The organism is Streptomyces albospinus, from assembly GCF_014648695.1.
Taxonomy (GTDB): domain Bacteria; phylum Actinomycetota; class Actinomycetes; order Streptomycetales; family Streptomycetaceae; genus Streptomyces; species Streptomyces albospinus.
In genome coordinates this window covers 27,263-41,332 of record NZ_BMRP01000008.1, presented here as the reverse complement: position 1 = coordinate 41,332, position 14,070 = coordinate 27,263, and the positions used below count along the sequence as shown (strand labels likewise).

16 protein-coding genes are annotated in these 14,070 nt (G+C 70.8%); 9 read left to right on the top strand and 7 right to left on the bottom strand.

The window, feature by feature from the left end; translation table 11 throughout:
- Window positions 1-80 precede the first annotated feature (80 nt).
- On the top strand, window positions 81-908 hold the full coding sequence (locus IEZ17_RS13300) for a ZIP family metal transporter (RefSeq protein ID WP_189299761.1): 828 nt from the start codon (window positions 81-83) through the stop codon (window positions 906-908).
- 147 nt (window positions 909-1,055) lie between these two features.
- Here the strand turns inward: IEZ17_RS13300 and IEZ17_RS13295 are convergent, their stop codons facing one another.
- Window positions 1,056-1,385 carry a hypothetical protein gene (locus tag IEZ17_RS13295; protein WP_189299759.1) on the bottom strand — a complete coding sequence of 110 codons (330 nt, stop codon included), beginning with the start codon at window positions 1,383-1,385 and terminating at the stop codon, window positions 1,056-1,058.
- Between the two features lie 95 nt (window positions 1,386-1,480).
- On the opposite strand from IEZ17_RS13295, the gene IEZ17_RS13290 reads away from it, so the two are divergent.
- Window positions 1,481-1,897, top strand: coding sequence for a hypothetical protein (locus IEZ17_RS13290; RefSeq protein WP_189299757.1), 417 nt, complete (start codon window positions 1,481-1,483; stop codon window positions 1,895-1,897).
- A gap of 28 nt (window positions 1,898-1,925) precedes the next feature.
- Here IEZ17_RS13290 and IEZ17_RS13285 read toward each other — a convergent pair whose 3' ends face one another.
- Both IEZ17_RS13285 and IEZ17_RS13280 read right to left on the bottom strand, forming a co-directional pair.
- Window positions 1,926-2,408, bottom strand: coding sequence for an SRPBCC family protein (locus IEZ17_RS13285; protein WP_229852224.1), 483 nt, complete (start codon window positions 2,406-2,408; stop codon window positions 1,926-1,928).
- Between the two features lie 98 nt (window positions 2,409-2,506).
- Window positions 2,507-3,394 (bottom strand): M55 family metallopeptidase, encoded by an 888-nt coding sequence (locus IEZ17_RS13280; RefSeq protein WP_189299755.1) that lies wholly within the window; start codon window positions 3,392-3,394, stop codon window positions 2,507-2,509.
- Between the two features lie 250 nt (window positions 3,395-3,644).
- Here IEZ17_RS13280 and ggt point away from each other — a divergent pair, with 250 nt between their 5' ends.
- From ggt to IEZ17_RS13265, 3 genes are all read left to right on the top strand, one after another.
- Window positions 3,645-5,495: a gamma-glutamyltransferase gene (ggt, locus tag IEZ17_RS13275; RefSeq protein WP_189299753.1), complete on the top strand. Its 1,851-nt coding sequence runs from the start codon at window positions 3,645-3,647 to the stop codon at window positions 5,493-5,495.
- A gap of 500 nt (window positions 5,496-5,995) precedes the next feature.
- On the top strand, window positions 5,996-6,436 hold the full coding sequence (locus IEZ17_RS13270; protein WP_189299751.1) for a VOC family protein: 441 nt from the start codon (window positions 5,996-5,998) through the stop codon (window positions 6,434-6,436).
- Window positions 6,437-6,458: 22 nt separating this feature from the next.
- Window positions 6,459-6,701 carry a hypothetical protein gene (locus tag IEZ17_RS13265; protein ID WP_189299749.1) on the top strand — a complete coding sequence of 81 codons (243 nt, stop codon included), beginning with the start codon at window positions 6,459-6,461 and terminating at the stop codon, window positions 6,699-6,701.
- A gap of 43 nt (window positions 6,702-6,744) precedes the next feature.
- Here the strand turns inward: IEZ17_RS13265 and IEZ17_RS13260 are convergent, their stop codons facing one another.
- On the bottom strand, window positions 6,745-8,127 hold the full coding sequence (locus IEZ17_RS13260; RefSeq protein ID WP_229852223.1) for an ABC transporter ATP-binding protein: 1,383 nt from the start codon (window positions 8,125-8,127) through the stop codon (window positions 6,745-6,747).
- 61 nt (window positions 8,128-8,188) lie between these two features.
- A complete protein-coding gene (locus IEZ17_RS13255) occupies window positions 8,189-9,892 on the bottom strand; it encodes an ABC transporter permease (RefSeq protein WP_229852222.1) in 1,704 nt (567 codons plus the stop codon).
- A 775-nt stretch (window positions 9,893-10,667) separates the two neighbouring features.
- On the opposite strand from IEZ17_RS13255, the gene IEZ17_RS13250 reads away from it, so the two are divergent.
- Both IEZ17_RS13250 and IEZ17_RS13245 read left to right on the top strand, forming a co-directional pair.
- Window positions 10,668-11,381 carry an HNH endonuclease family protein gene (locus tag IEZ17_RS13250; RefSeq protein WP_229852221.1) on the top strand — a complete coding sequence of 238 codons (714 nt, stop codon included), beginning with the start codon at window positions 10,668-10,670 and terminating at the stop codon, window positions 11,379-11,381.
- Window positions 11,382-11,437: 56 nt separating this feature from the next.
- The gene (locus IEZ17_RS13245; protein ID WP_229852220.1) at window positions 11,438-11,671 is read left to right on the top strand and encodes a hypothetical protein; all 234 of its coding nucleotides are present in this window, start codon (window positions 11,438-11,440) and stop codon (window positions 11,669-11,671) included.
- 34 nt (window positions 11,672-11,705) lie between these two features.
- Here IEZ17_RS13245 and IEZ17_RS13240 read toward each other — a convergent pair whose 3' ends face one another.
- The gene (locus IEZ17_RS13240) at window positions 11,706-12,134 is read right to left on the bottom strand and encodes a DUF4345 domain-containing protein (RefSeq protein WP_189299741.1); all 429 of its coding nucleotides are present in this window, start codon (window positions 12,132-12,134) and stop codon (window positions 11,706-11,708) included.
- A 98-nt stretch (window positions 12,135-12,232) separates the two neighbouring features.
- On the opposite strand from IEZ17_RS13240, the gene IEZ17_RS13235 reads away from it, so the two are divergent.
- Window positions 12,233-12,826 (top strand): TetR/AcrR family transcriptional regulator, encoded by a 594-nt coding sequence (locus IEZ17_RS13235; RefSeq protein WP_189299739.1) that lies wholly within the window; start codon window positions 12,233-12,235, stop codon window positions 12,824-12,826.
- A gap of 106 nt (window positions 12,827-12,932) precedes the next feature.
- On the opposite strand, the gene IEZ17_RS13230 is transcribed toward IEZ17_RS13235, so the two are convergent.
- Window positions 12,933-13,367, bottom strand: a complete 435-nt coding sequence (locus tag IEZ17_RS13230) for a protein-tyrosine phosphatase family protein (protein WP_189299737.1) — start codon at window positions 13,365-13,367, stop codon at window positions 12,933-12,935.
- Between the two features lie 356 nt (window positions 13,368-13,723).
- On the opposite strand from IEZ17_RS13230, the gene IEZ17_RS13225 reads away from it, so the two are divergent.
- Window positions 13,724-14,017, top strand: a complete 294-nt coding sequence (locus IEZ17_RS13225) for a hypothetical protein (protein ID WP_189299735.1) — start codon at window positions 13,724-13,726, stop codon at window positions 14,015-14,017.
- The last annotated feature ends 53 nt before the right edge of the window (window positions 14,018-14,070 follow it).

Sequence of the window (14,070 nt, the reverse complement as noted above, 5' to 3'; positions counted from 1 at the left end):
CGACTCGTGGGGCTGTTAGGTGAGCCTTGCCTGGCTTACTGTCTGTGGTCGTCCCCGCACATGCTGACTGGAGCCCCGTCATGTCCAGCACGAACATCGCCCTGCTCGGCGCCATCGCCGGTTTCACCATCTACCTCGGTCTGCCGATAGGCCGGTTGCGCACGCCGACGCCACGGCTCAAGGCCGGGCTGAACGCCGTGGCCATCGGCATTCTGATCTTCCTGGTGTGGGATGTGCTGACCCATGCCTGGGAGCCCATCGACGAGGGGCTGAGCAAGCACCACTGGGGGCCGGTCGCGTCCGGGGGGCTCGTGCTGGTTGCGGGGCTGGCGATCGGGCTGGTGGGGCTCGTGTACTACGACGGCTGGATCGCCCGGCGGCGGCAGGCCGCTGCGCGTCCCGCCGGGCCCGGCGCCGCGACGGCCACCGAGCTGGCGCCGCGGCAGCGCAGCCAGGCCGGTTCGCTCGCGCTGATGATCGCCACCGGTATCGGGCTGCACAACTTCGCCGAGGGGCTGGCGATCGGCAACTCCGCCGCGCAGGGCGAACTCTCCCTCGCCGTCCTGCTCATCATCGGGTTCGGTCTGCACAACGCCACCGAGGGCTTCGGTATCGTCGCTCCGCTCGCGGCGGAGGGTGAGCGTCCCTCCTGGACCACCCTGCTCCTGCTCGGCCTGATCGGCGGAGGCCCCACGTTCATCGGCACCGTCGTCGGCCAGCACCTGGTCAATGACACCCTGTCGATCGCCTTCCTCGGCCTGGCCGCCGGCTCGATCCTCTACGTCGTGATCGAACTGCTCGCCGTGGCCCGCAAGACCGGTCTCAAGAACCTCACCACCAGCTGCATCTTCGTCGGCCTGATCCTCGGCTTCGCCACGGACGCCGTCGTGACCGCGGCCGGGGCGTGATCGCGTTACCGCGGTCATGCCGCAGTGGAGCACGGCAGGGCGGTCGTACGGCCGCCCTGCCGGCGCTTGTGCGGGCCCGGGGAGGGGCCGGGGGGCCGCTGCCGTGCCTGGGGCGTCGCTGCGGCTGCGCGGGGGCGGGTGACGCCGTTACGGTGTGCCGCCACCGGTGGTGAGGGCTGCCAGGACCGTACGAGCCTTCTCCCGGAGCCGTTCGTCGGCGCGGATGATCTCCCCTTCCAGGCCGGCGCACACCACGCGCCGATCGCGCTCGGCGAGGGCTGTCAGCCGGTGTATGCGGTCCCCGGTCAGCGCCTCCCGGCCGAGCGCCGACAGCGCTTCGAGGGCGGTGCCGGGGTCGGCGTCCTCCTCGGCGGAAGCCGGCACGAGTCCGGCGAGGGCCGGGCGGTCGAGGGCGTCGGCGGGAGCCGCTTCGGGCGCGAGGGCGAGTAGCGCGAGAACCGGGGCGGGGGAGTGCACAGAGAGGCGGCGACGAGGTGCTCCAGGCGCGGTCGCAGGGGGCCTGCGGCGGGGCCGGGAAGTGCCGCCGCGCGGGCCGAGCGGACCCCGGTCCAGTGGAACCAGGGGCCGTCCGACCCGGCGAAGACGCCGTCGAGAATCCGCACCGCGGCGGCGGAGGCGCCGGTGATGCGCCACAGGGCGAGGGGGATCTCGCTGTCGTCGTCGAGCTGCGGCAGCGCGCGGAGGGAGCCCGGGTCGCTGAGCGCGGCGCGCGGCGCCGGCCGCAACGCGGCGGCTTCCGGGCCCAGTTCACCGGATGTGTGGATCGCCTCGCGCGTGCCGTAGCCGCCGGAGGCCAACTCCGCGGCCAGTGCGGTGCGGAGGAGGCCGGCGTCCCCGGTGACGGTGTGCAGTGCGCGGACGACCCGGCCCGGCTCGCCGCGGTCTACGACTCGGGCGACGGCGTCCATCCAGGAGGCGCCGGTGTCCGAGCCCTCGCCGACGCCCTCGACCCGGCGCTGTTCGCCTGATTCCGGCGACCCCGCCGACCTCCCTCCGCTACCGCTCCAGGTGCGTCTTGAGCCGTTCCAGGGTGGTGGTGATGTGGGCGCCGTTGGTCCCGATGCGGTCCGAGACGCCGGTGATCGCGATGGCGAGGGGGACGAACCACAGCGGAACCCGCAGCCAGTTCGTCTCGGTGACGGCGCAGCCGTCGGCGGTCGGCTCGATGTCGTACTGCCAGCGGGAGATGGGGATGCGGAACGGCGACGCCGCCACCTCGTAGGCGAAGCGCCGGCCAGGGTCGGCGTCCGTGACCCGGCAGGTGGTGACCCAGCGGCGGACACCGTTGCGGTTGTAGCCGCGGAAGCGGGCGCCCACCGCCGCGGTCCCGGCGCCCCGCAACCACCGGGCCCGGTGTGCTTCCTCGGCGAACCGGATCATGACGGGCGGGTCGCTGATGACGCGGTACGCCGCCTCGGGTGTGGTCCGGATGGTCACCGAGCCGATCGCACCGGGCTCCGGGAATCGCGGTATGTGCACGGGATCTCCTCCGCTGACGGCATGCAGCGCCTACCTCAGCGGAGGGGCGGCGGCGTGTCAACAGCCCTGCGATGACTGCGCGCCGGCAGACGCCGGCCTCACTCCGCGATGCCCCGGGTGAGGAGGACGAGCGTAACGAACCGCCGGTAGAGGCGGATCGGGTCCTCGTCCGTGAGCTGGACCGTCACGGCGTCGACGGGGACGACACCGGTGATCCAGGTGGCCATGTCGGCCAGGTCCGGATTGCGGAACCGCACGGTCAGCGTGGCCGGCAGCCCGATCCGCGGCAGGCCGGTCTCCGGCAGCGTACGGATGGCCTCCCGGGCGGCCTTGCGGATCAACTCGCGGGCGTCCTCGGGATGCAGGCTGTCCGCGGCGAACCGGGAGACGGACGATTTGACGACGACGCTGCGGATGTCCGGGCAGAACGGTGCGATCTCGGCGGCCGTGGTGTCATCACCCGTGATCAGCGCGACCGGTACCCGGTGGCCCAGCGCCACCAAGGCGTTGATCGCGCTCTCCCCGGCGGTGATGCCGTTGAGGAGCACCTCGCTGATCGCCCGGGGGTTGTAGGTGTGCGAGAGCGCGGCCGGCGAGCCCGCCATCGAGCCGTGGTACGAGACGAAGAAGACGCCGTCGAACGACGCGTCCAGGCCCTGCATCATGTAGAGGGGCTTGTGCCGGCCGGACAGATAACGGGCCCGTCCCGCAAGGGCGTCCGGGCGCAGATTGGCCATCTTTCCGTGCGAGTCGTTGACCAGGAACGCGGTCGCGCCGCCGGCCCGCGCCCCGTCGATCGCCGCATTGACCTCGTGCTGCAACAGACCGCGGTAGTACGCGTATTCCGTCGGCGACTCCTCGGCCCGGCACTGGGACCAATCGACGACTCCCGTGGTGCCTTCCATGTCGGAGGAGACGAAGATCTTCACGATGGCGCGCTCCCGTGGTGGTCCGTCGATGTCGCCGCGCGCGGGTCCCCGGATCATCGAGGCGCCGGTGCACCGCGAAGCTAGTGCCGTAGGGGACGGCCGGGCAAGCGGCAGGCCTCGGCAAGGGGGGCTTCCTGCCATCGTGGCAGGGGCGTCCCGGCCGGGGCGGCGCAAGCGAGGAGTTCGGCCACCTACTGGCCGGGAACCTCAGGTTTAGCGCAATTCTCTTCGCCATTCATTGCTGGTGCAGTCACTCGCTGCCAGGGTTTCGGTACCCCCCTCAGCACCCGAGGTCTACGGAGCGTTTATGGCTATCCGTCGTGTCGTTGTCGCTGCCGCCGCCGCGGCGACTGTGGTCACCGTCCCCTTCCTCGTGCCCTCCACCGCCCTTGGCTCGGCCCCCTCGCAGCCGTCGGCCGGGTCCGGGCAGCGGCCTCCCGCCAAGCAGGCCGTCGCCGTCGGGAACGGCGGTGCGGTCTCCAGCGTGAATCCGTACGCCACCCAGGTCGGTATAGACGTGCTCAAACACGGTGGCAACGCCGTGGACGCGGCGGTCGCCACCGCAGCCGCGCTCGGTGTGGTCGAGCCGTACTCGGCGGGTGTCGGGGGCGGCGGCTACATGGTCGCGTACAACGCCCGCACCCATCAGATCCGCACCATCGACGGCCGCGAGACCGCGCCCGCCCGCATGCGGCCGGATTCCTTCATCGATCCGTCCACGGGCAAGCCCATCGAGTTCAACACGGCGGTCAACTCCGGGCTGTCGGTGGGCGTTCCGGGCACGCCTGCCCTCTGGCAGCGGGCGCTGCGCGACGGGGGGACCATCTCGCTGGCCAAGGCCCTCAAGCCGGCGACGGCCATCGCCCGCGACGGCTTCGTCGTCAACGACCAGTTCCGGGCCCAGACCGAGATGAACGAGGCCCGGTTCCGGCAGTTCAGCTCCACCCGCGACCTGTTCCTGCCGGGCGGCAAGCTGCCGGTGGTGGGGTCGCGCTTCCGCAACCCGGACCTGGCCCGTACGTATCGGGAGCTCGCCCGCAAGGGAGTCGGCGCCATCTACCACGGCGACATCGGACGGGACGTGGTCAAGACCGTCGCGAAACCGCCGATGGCCGCCGGGGCGCCCGCGGTGCGCGCCGGTCTGATGGAGCCGAAGGACCTGGCGAACTATCACGCCCTGGCGCAGGCACCCACCAGGACCACCTACCGCGGGCTGGACGTCTACAGTATGGCGCCCTCCTCCTCGGGCGGCACCACGGTGGGCGAGGCCCTGAACATCCTGGAGAACTTCCGCCTCTCCCCGGCCGACCGGGTCCAGGCGCTGCACCACTACCTGGAGGCCAGCCGGATCGCCTTCGCCGACCGTAACCGCTGGGTGGGCGACCCCGCCTTCTCGCGGGTGCCGACCCAGGGGCTGCTCGCCAAGAAGTTCGCCAAGGACCGGGCCTGCCTGATCAGTCCGAAAGCGGCGCTCACCAGCCCGCTGGCCCCCGCGGACCCGGGCAAGCCGGGCTCGCGCTGCGTCGCCGGCACCGGCAGCCCGGAAGCCTACGAAGGGCCGTCGACGACCCACCTGGTCACCGCCGACCGCTGGGGCAACGTGGTCTCGTACACCCTCACCATCGAGCAGACCGGCGGCTCGGCGATCACCGTGCCGGGACGCGGGTTCCTGCTCAACAACGAGCTCACCGACTTCGACTTCGCGCCGATCTCGGCCGGTGTGCCCGACCCGAACCTCCCGGACGGCGGCAAGCGGCCCCGCAGCAGCATGTCGCCGACGATCGTGCTGAAGGACGGCAAGCCGTACGTCGCCGTCGGCTCGCCCGGTGGCGCGACCATCATCACCACCGTGCTCCAGACCCTGGTCAACCGGATCGACCTGGGCATGACCCTGCCGCAGGCGGTGGCCGCCCCGCGTATCTCCCAGCGCAACCGGACCACGACCGAAGCCGAACCCGCCTTCCTCAAGTCGCCCGACCGCGCCGCGCTGGAGGCCCTGGGCCAGAAGTTCGTGCTGGCACCGCCGGCCTTCACCCCGTCGCCGGAGATCGGTGCGGCGGCTGCGCTGGAGTTCCGGCCCAAGGGCACGATCGAGGCGGTCGCCGAACCCGTCCGGCGCGGGGGAGGCTCCGCGATGGTGGTCCACAAGGCCGGGTGAGCTGAGCCGGCCCGACAAGACTGCGAGTGCGGTCCTCCTCCCCGCGGGGAGGAGGACCGCACTCGTTTCGCTGCGACGGGTCCTTGCCGGCCCCGTACCTCGCCGAACCCGTACACACATTGCCGGCCAGTTAAGAAACCGCCAAGCAGTTGCGCCGCCTGCCGAACCGGGGCCTACACTCTTCGAGGTTTGCAGAGTTCCCTGTGCAGACGCCCCTGGAACGCCGACGAGTCGGGCAGGCCGGCCGGTGCGGACGGATCGGCTGCGTGCCCTTCGCCGAGCCGGGTCGTCACCGACGCGCACCGTATGCGTCCCGAGCCGGAAGGAGGCGAGAGACATGGATTCCAGTTGCAGTAGTCCGGGCCGACACCGGCCCCTTCCCCGCTTGTCCTCGCTCTCTTCCGCCGCGCGATAGCCACGCTGTCGCGGGCCCTCGACTCCCCTCTGACCAAGGGGGCTGTCCCTCCGACCAAGGGACAGGGAACGGAGGTCCGTTCGCCATGCTCGTCGCACTCGACCACGTCCAGCTGGCCGCCCCGGCCGGCTCCGAAGACGTCCTGCGCGCCTTCTACCTCACCGCGTTGCAGATGACGGAGGTCCCCAAACCGTCCGGGCTCGCCCGGCACGGCGGCTGCTGGTTCGCGGCCGACGGCGGCCAGGTGCAGATCCGGGTGGACATCGAGACCGGATTCCGCCCGCCCCGCAGGGCGCACCCCGCGGTACGGGTGACCGAACTCGACGCGCTCGCCGCCCACTTGGAACGGCACGGCGCCCCGGTCGTCTGGTGTGTCAGCCGGCTCGGCCAGCGTCGCTTCTACACCCAGGACCCGGTGGGCAACCGCCTGGAATTCCTGGAGACCATCGAGCCGGCCGATATCGCCGGGCCCCTGGCGCCCGTCGGGCCCATCGGGCCCGCCGCATCCGTCGCGTCCGTTTCCTGAGCCGGCCCCCGGGAGGTACGTCATGACCAGCCCTGCACTCAACGCCCTGCGCCTCGTCCTGGACGACGGGATCGAACGCACCTATCTGCTCGAATCGCCGACGCCCGCCGCCCTCGCGGCCGACACCCCGCCGTCGTACGACGTCTGGGTCCACCTTTCCTACGTACTCGCCCAGCAGGGGCGCGACGCCGCATGGCTGACCCGCTACGTCGGGCTGCCGTGGGACGCCGCGCACCGCATCGTGGCGGCTGCCCGGCAGCCGTAGCCGCGGAAGACGAGCCCAGGGCCGGGGCCGTCCGCGCCCGACGTCACAGGGCCGCCTGCGCCCCCGGCTCCAGGGTGAGTTCGCCGTCGTCCCGGTTGTAGTCGTACAGCTCGGCATAACGGCCCCAGTCCACCGCGGTCTCCAACTGGTTGCGCGCCTCCTCGGCGGAGAAGCCGCGGCGCAGCAGGTCCAGGAAGAAGTCCTCGCGCAGGGTGTGGTCCTCGGTGGCGGCCAGGGCCTGCACGACGGCGCGGACCAGCGGGGCATGGGCGGCGGCGTGGCGGGCGAAGAGCTGCTTGCTGGTGAGGATGTCGGCGGCGACCAGCTCCCGGCCCGCGTCGGTGACGACGATCCGCGGGCCGTCGGTCCGGGCGAGGCCGAGCAGCACGGCGGCGTCGACCAGCGGGAGGAGGTCGTCGACCTCGAAGTTGAGCTCGTCGGCGATCTCCGCCAGGCCGTCCTCCCCGCCGCGGGCGACCAGGATTTCCAGCAGGCCCGCCAGCCCGCCGACGCTGACGTCCGGCAGCGGGGCGCTGATCGGGGTTGCCGGCGCCGGGCGGTGTGCCGCACCGCCGGCCGGCGCGGCGGCGGGCTCCGCCCCGACCGCCGCGGCGGCGGCCTCCTCGCGGCCGGTGAGGATGTCGTAGACCGTGTCGACCAGCGCGGCGAAGCGGGGGTGCTGGCGGTCGCGGGGCCGGGGGAGGCCGACGGTGAGCTCGGCCTGGATGCGGCCGGGGTTGGCGGAGAGCACCAGGATCCGGTCGGCCAGCAGCACCGCCTCCTCGATGTTGTGGGTGACGATGAGGATGGACTTGACCGGTGCCTCGTGCCCCTCCCACAGGCCGACGAGTTCGGTACGCAGGTTCTCGGCGGTCAGCACGTCCAGCGCGGAGAACGGCTCGTCCATCAGCAGCGCGTCCGGCTCGACGACGATGCCGCGGGCGAAGCCGACCCGCTGCCGCATCCCGCCGGACAGCTCCTTGGGGTAGGCGCTCTCGAACCCGTCCAGACCGATCAGGTCGATCGCCTTCAGCGCCCGTCGGCGCCGCTCCTCCTCGCCGATACCGCGTGCCTCCAGGCCGAGTTCGACGTTCTGCTGCACCGTCAGCCAGGGGAGCAGCGCGAACGACTGGAAGACCATCGCCACACCCGGGTTGGCGCCGGTCAGCGGCGTACCCCGGTAGGCGACGCTGCCGGTGGAGGGCGCGATCAGTCCGGCGGCACAGCGCAGCAGGGTGGACTTGCCCGACCCCGACTTGCCCAGCAGCGCGACGATCTCGCCCTCGGCCAGGTCGAAGCTGATCCCGTCCAGCACCGGCAGGGCCCGGCCGTCGGGGGTGGTGAACGTCTTGGTCACCGCCTCGGCCCGGATGATGACGTCCCCGGTCGGACGCGGGGCGGCGGAGCGGACTTCGCTACTGGTCACGGAAGGGATCCTGCCTCGGGAGGGATGGGGAAGCATCGGGCATCAGGGGGCGTCCGGCTCGTCAGAGGGCGTAACGGGTCTCGGCGAGCCGGTACATCCGGCGCCAGAACAGCCGGTTCGCCGCGACCACGTACAGGCTCATCACGCTGATGCCCACCAGGATCTTCGGGAAGTCCCCGGTGGCGGTGGCCTGGGTGATGTACGCGCCGAGGCCGGTCGCGGTCAGGTGGTGGTTCCCGTACGAGACGACCTCGGCCACGATCGAGGCGTTCCAGGCCCCGCCGGCCGCGGTGATCCCGCCGGTGACGTACGACGGGAAGATCGCCGGGAGGATGAAGCGGCGCCAGCGCAGCCGCCCGCCCACCCGGAACGTCGTCATCGCCTCCCGCAGGTCGGAGGGGATCGCGGAGGCGCCCGCGATGACGTTGAAGAGGATGTACCACTGTGCGCCCAGTGCCATCAGCAGAATGGCTCCGGCGTCCAGGGAGATCCCCAGCGCGACGAACGCGGCGGTGGCGAACGGGAAGAGGAAGTTCGCCGGGAAGCTGGCCAGCACCTGCACGACCGGCTGGGCGAACCGGGTCACCTTCGGGTTCATCCCGATCCACACCCCGACCGGCACCCACACCAGTGTCGCGGCGACGGTGAGGGCCACCACCCGCCCGAAGGTGGCCGCCCCCAGTGCCAGGGCGTGGCCGAACTCGCCCAGCCCCACCGTGGAGTCCACGTACGCGAACGCCTTCCACGCCCCGTAGACGACCATGACGCTGACCACCCCGGCGAAGAACACGTCCCCCGTACGCTCCCGCACCGGGGAGACGCCGATGGGGTGCTCGGCAAGCCCGAACGGCCGGGTGATCCGATCGAGTGCGGGCCACAGCCCCTTCAACGGCCGGCCGAGCAGACCCGGTACGGACGACCGGCGCAGCATGTCCAGCACCGCACTGCGCGGGCGCTCCGCGGCCTCGGCCTCCTCCACCCTGAAGCGTTCCGACCATGCCGTGATCGGCCGCCAGAACAGCGCGTTCACCCCGATCACCAGCACCACCATCACCGCGACGGCGATACCCACCTTGCCCAGGTCGCCCTGTGCGATCGCCGCCGCCGCGTACGACCCCATTCCGGGCAGCGCGTACTGGTGGTTGAGCACCGAGATCGACTCGGAGGCGGCCAGGAAGAACCAGGCGCCCCCGAAGCTCATCATCCCGTTCCACACCAGCGGGATCACTCCACTGGGGACGTCCAGCCGCCAGAACCGCTGCCACTTGGTCAGCCGCAGCACCCGCGCCGCCTCGTCCAGCTCCCGCGGCTGCGAGATGAGCGAGTAGTAGAAGGCGAACGTCATGTTCCACGCCATCGCGGTGAAGATCGCGAAGACCGAGGCGCACTCCAGCCCCAGTTCGGAGCCCGGAAAGAGATTGATGAACGCGGTGACCGTCACCGACAGGAACCCGAGCACCGGCACCGACTGCAAGATGTCCAGCAGGGGCAGCAGCACCTTCTCGGCCCGGCGCAACCGCGCCGCAGCCGTGGCGTACAGAAAGGTGAACACCACCGAAGCCACCAGCGCGGCGAACATCCGCACCAGCGACCGCACCGCGTAATACGGCAGATTCGACGGATCCGTCGACACGCTGCTCGGCGCCGTGCTCGGCAGAAACGGCGCATTCAGCGAAGGCGCCAGTCGCAGCAGCCCGTACAACAGGGCCACCAGCGCCCCCGCCACCACGACATCCACCCACCGCAGCGCCGGCTGCCGCCACACCCCCCGAGAGGGAAACCCGCCCAATCCCGACACCAGGTGCCTCCGCGCCCGCAGGGTCCGCCTGTCCCGGCCAGGAAATCATGCTCGGGAAAATCCTTGAAGACCTTGGGCGACCGACACGTGAACGGTCGCCAGGCGGGCGAAGCCACCACCCCCCGAAGCCTCGCGGGCCGCCTCGGGCCCTCCTCCCCGTAACGCCACCGGAAACCCCCGGCGCAGCGCCCGGCCACCCCGCCCCGCTCCTTCTCCCTCTCCTTCCCCTTCCCCTTCCCCTTCCCCTTCCCCTTCCCCATCTTTTCCCTTCCCCCTTCCGGTCAAGTGCCGTGACGCGACCGGGTGTTCTTCCCCAAGGGAGGCAGCGCGAAGGCCCACTCCGTCCCCGATGAGCGCGAGCCGCTGCCGGCCGCTGCCGTCGAGCCCGCCGTCGCCGTCCCGACCGGGGAGGTGCCGCGCCGGGCGGCGGCCCGTGAGCACGTCGGGCTCGCGGTGGTCGACGCCGCCCTCGACGGGGTGATCGCGCCGTTCTCGCCCGTACGGCGGAGATCTCGCGCTGGGGGAGAGCCCGGACGGCATCCGGACAGCGCCGCAGCCGGCGGCCCGGCCGGGGCCCGTGTGGGCTACCGGCGGCGCATGGCCGAGAACAGCAAACAGTATTCAGCGGAAGCTGATACCGGCTGTCGCGCGCCGCTCAACGATTTATGCGCGCCAAGCGGAAAGACGCACCATGGAGTGAATCCAGGGATGGCGAATCGTTTCCCTTGGTCATGCTCTCGATGTGTTCGCAAACTCCTGGTGGCGCCGTGCCACCGTCATAACAGCCCTGCTGGCTCTCGTTGTTGCCCCGGCGACATCATCCGCCGCGATAGCAGACCCTGCGCCCGCACCGCATCCCGACATCGCACCCGGCGCCGGCACCTTCTCCGCGAAGGCGCTGGTACCGCCGGAGCCGCCTCCCGTCGGCGTCGTCCGTACCGAGCTGGCCGGACTGCACGTAGCGTCGCCGCACACCATGGAGGGCTACAGCCGGTCGAAATTCCCGCACTGGATCAAGCAGTACGGCGAATGCGACACCCGGGAAGTCGTGCTCGCCCGCGACGGCAAGGACGTGAAGCAGGACGAGAAGTGCCGGGCGATTTCCGGGAAGTGGTACAGCGAGTACGACGGCGAAAGCTTCACAGAGGCCCGCCAACTCGATATCGACCACATCGTGCCCCTGGCGAACGCATGGCGCTCCGGCGCCGACAAATGGGAGACGCCCGAGCGCAGGGCGTTCGCCAACGACCTGATCCATTCCCAACTGATCGCGGTATCCGCCAGGTCCAACCGACAAAAGGGTGACCAGTCCCCGGACCAGTGGGCCCCGTCACGTCATGAGTACTGGTGCACTTACGCCCGAGCCTGGACCGCCGTCAAACACGTCTACAGACTGAACGTCACCGCACCGGAGAAGGCCAAGCTGAACCAGATGCTGGACACCTGCGCGCAGTGAACTCCCACGACCGTGACGCGATCAGTGACGGGGTCACGGCCGGCCCCGGTGGGGCAATGACGGTCCAGGTCGGCGTGATCACCGGCGACCTGACCGTCACCACCACCGACCAGGGCGACGGCACGGCCCGCGTCAGCATCCAGTACACCGGCGCGGACGAGTGGTACGACCTCGAAGGCAGCCCCGTCCCCATCCCGTCGGGGGGTGTGCGATTCCTCCACCGGGCCGTACTGCAAGCCGTACGCGAAGGGGGCGCCGCCGAGACGCCGGGGGCGCGGACGCCGCCCTGAATTCCCGGCGCCCACCCTGACAGACCTCGGCCGCCTACGGGCCGCGCTCAGCCGCCACTTCCCCCTCAGCCATCGCCTTCATCGCCTTCTCATCCGCCGTCGCGAGCCAGAAGTACAGCGGGGGAAGGGCGAGTTCGAGGGCTGCCAGGGGGATCTGGAACCAGTGCGGCCAGCCGTGGGCGAGTACGGACAGGACCCGGCCGATGCCGCCGAGGAGGAAGACGCCGGTCAGCCCGCGCACCGCCGCCGAGGGGATCGGTGACCGGCGGGCCGTCCAGATCCAGGCGAGGCCGAAGCCGAGGAAGATCGCGTTGTAGAAGCGTTCCCGGCTGTCGACGGTTGCCCCGGTCGCGCCCTCGCCGGGGACCGAGCTGATGCCGAGAACGAGGTGGTAGACGCCGATCGCCACGCAAGCGAAACCCATGAGCAGCGCAAGCCCCTTGAGAGCTCTGGCCTTTCCCATGACCCGATCGTCCCCTCTCCTGTTAGTGGACGTCTGTCTAGTAAGCCGTAACGGGACGGTACGGACGTTGGTAGACAGGTGTCAACTACCCTGAGAGGGTGAGTGTGCGCCGCCGACTGCCCCCCGCCGAGCGCCGCGATCAGCTGCTGGACGTGGGAGCGCAGCTGTTCGCGGCGAAGCCGTACGACGATGTCCTGATGGAGGAGGTCGCCGAGCGGGCCGGCGTCTCCCGGGCCTTGCTGTACCGCTACTTCCCCGGCAAGCGCGACTTGTTCGCCGGCGTCTATCAGCAGGCGGCCGACCGGCTGCTGGCGAAGTCCGAATTCGATCCGGCCGTCCCGGTCTTCGCGCAGCTGCCCGCCGCCCTCGACGCCCATATCGACTACTTCGCCGCCAACCGGAACACCGTACTGGCCGCCAACCGGGCGCTGGCCGGCGACCAGGTGATCCAGGCCCTGATCGCCGACGAGCTGGCGGTGCTGCGCGGACGGATGCTCGACGCCGCGGGGCTCGCCGGCAGCGTCCGGGAGACGGTGTCGGCGGCGGTGATGAGCTGGCTGGTGTTCGTCCGGACCCTGTGCGTCGAGTGGCTGACGCATCAGGCGTTCACCCGCGACGAGTTGCGGGACATGTGCGTGGGGGCGCTGCGGGGAGCGTTGGGGGCGGTGATCGAGATCGATCGGGACGGGTGAGGGTTCCGTGTCCTGACCGGACGCGGTGCTGTCGAGCCGCGGTCACGCCCCCGAGCCGCGGTCACGCCCCCGAGCCGCGGTCACGCCCCCGAGCCGCGGCCAACTGTCAGCCGGCGAAGCGTCGGACGTAGCGCTTCTGCCAGGGCGTTTCCACCGCATGCCGGTCGTACTTCCGGCGTACGAAGGCCACTGCCTCGTCGGCCGGTACGCCGTCCAGTACGGCAAGGCAGGCCAGTGCCGTGCCGGTGCGGCCCCGGCCGCCGCCGCAGGCGATCTCGACGCGTTCGGCGGCGGCGCGGTCCCATGCGTCACGGAGGATGGTTTCGGCTCTTTCGTGATCGCTGGGCAGCCGGAAGTCCGGCCAGTGCAGCCACCGGGCCTCCCAGGGAACCTCGGGCGGTTGCCTGCCGAGCAGATACACGGCGTACACCGGCGTCGGGCCGGGCGGCACCGGCCGGCGCAGACCCCGGCCTCTTATCAGGCGCCCGGAGGGCAGGCGCAACACGCCGGGGTCGGTGGGCAGCCAGGTGTCCGTCTCCATCCGCCCACTCTAGATTCGGGCTCCGGCGAACGGTCCCCGTTTCCTCCCATGGCCCACGCTTTCCGGGGAGTGGTTCGCAGATCGCGGGTCGCGGCCAACATCAGCCTTGGACAGGCATGCTGACAGATGGTCAGTAGGGGCATCTGATGCGGGGTATCCGAACGCATGTTGTGAAGATGGGGTGGATTCGCAACTGGAAACGTCCGGCAACCGGAATCGTGCATTTAACCGACGGTAGCGTTGGTGGATCGGTTCTGTGACGATGTACCGTCCCGGGACACGAGATGGCCCTGGCAAGGGCGGCAACCAGAACCAGGGCCACTCATTCGTCATCCACCTCGATCGAGGAGGGCGCTATGCCTCCTGACCCAGCACTCCAGGGGAATCCGAAGGAATCCCAGCTGAAGCGCTACGAAGCTAACATCCCTCGTGGGGCCCTGGTTGAAACCAGCCGCCTGCTTGACTTCCAGGTCAACGTCCGGGCGGACCTTCAACTCGGCATCCGGTGGGGCATGTTCCTGGCTCTGCCCTTCCTGGGGAACGTCCTGGTGCGCAGCACCGACGCCCGGTGGCTGCCGGCCGTGGCGCTGGCCACCCTCGCCGCGGTCTGCCGCTGCCGGCTGCGCCACCAGCGCCGACGCGCCGTCTGAGGCGGCGTTCCGAGGCAGTGGTCCGAGTGTGTGGCCGACCGCGGCGGCGGATG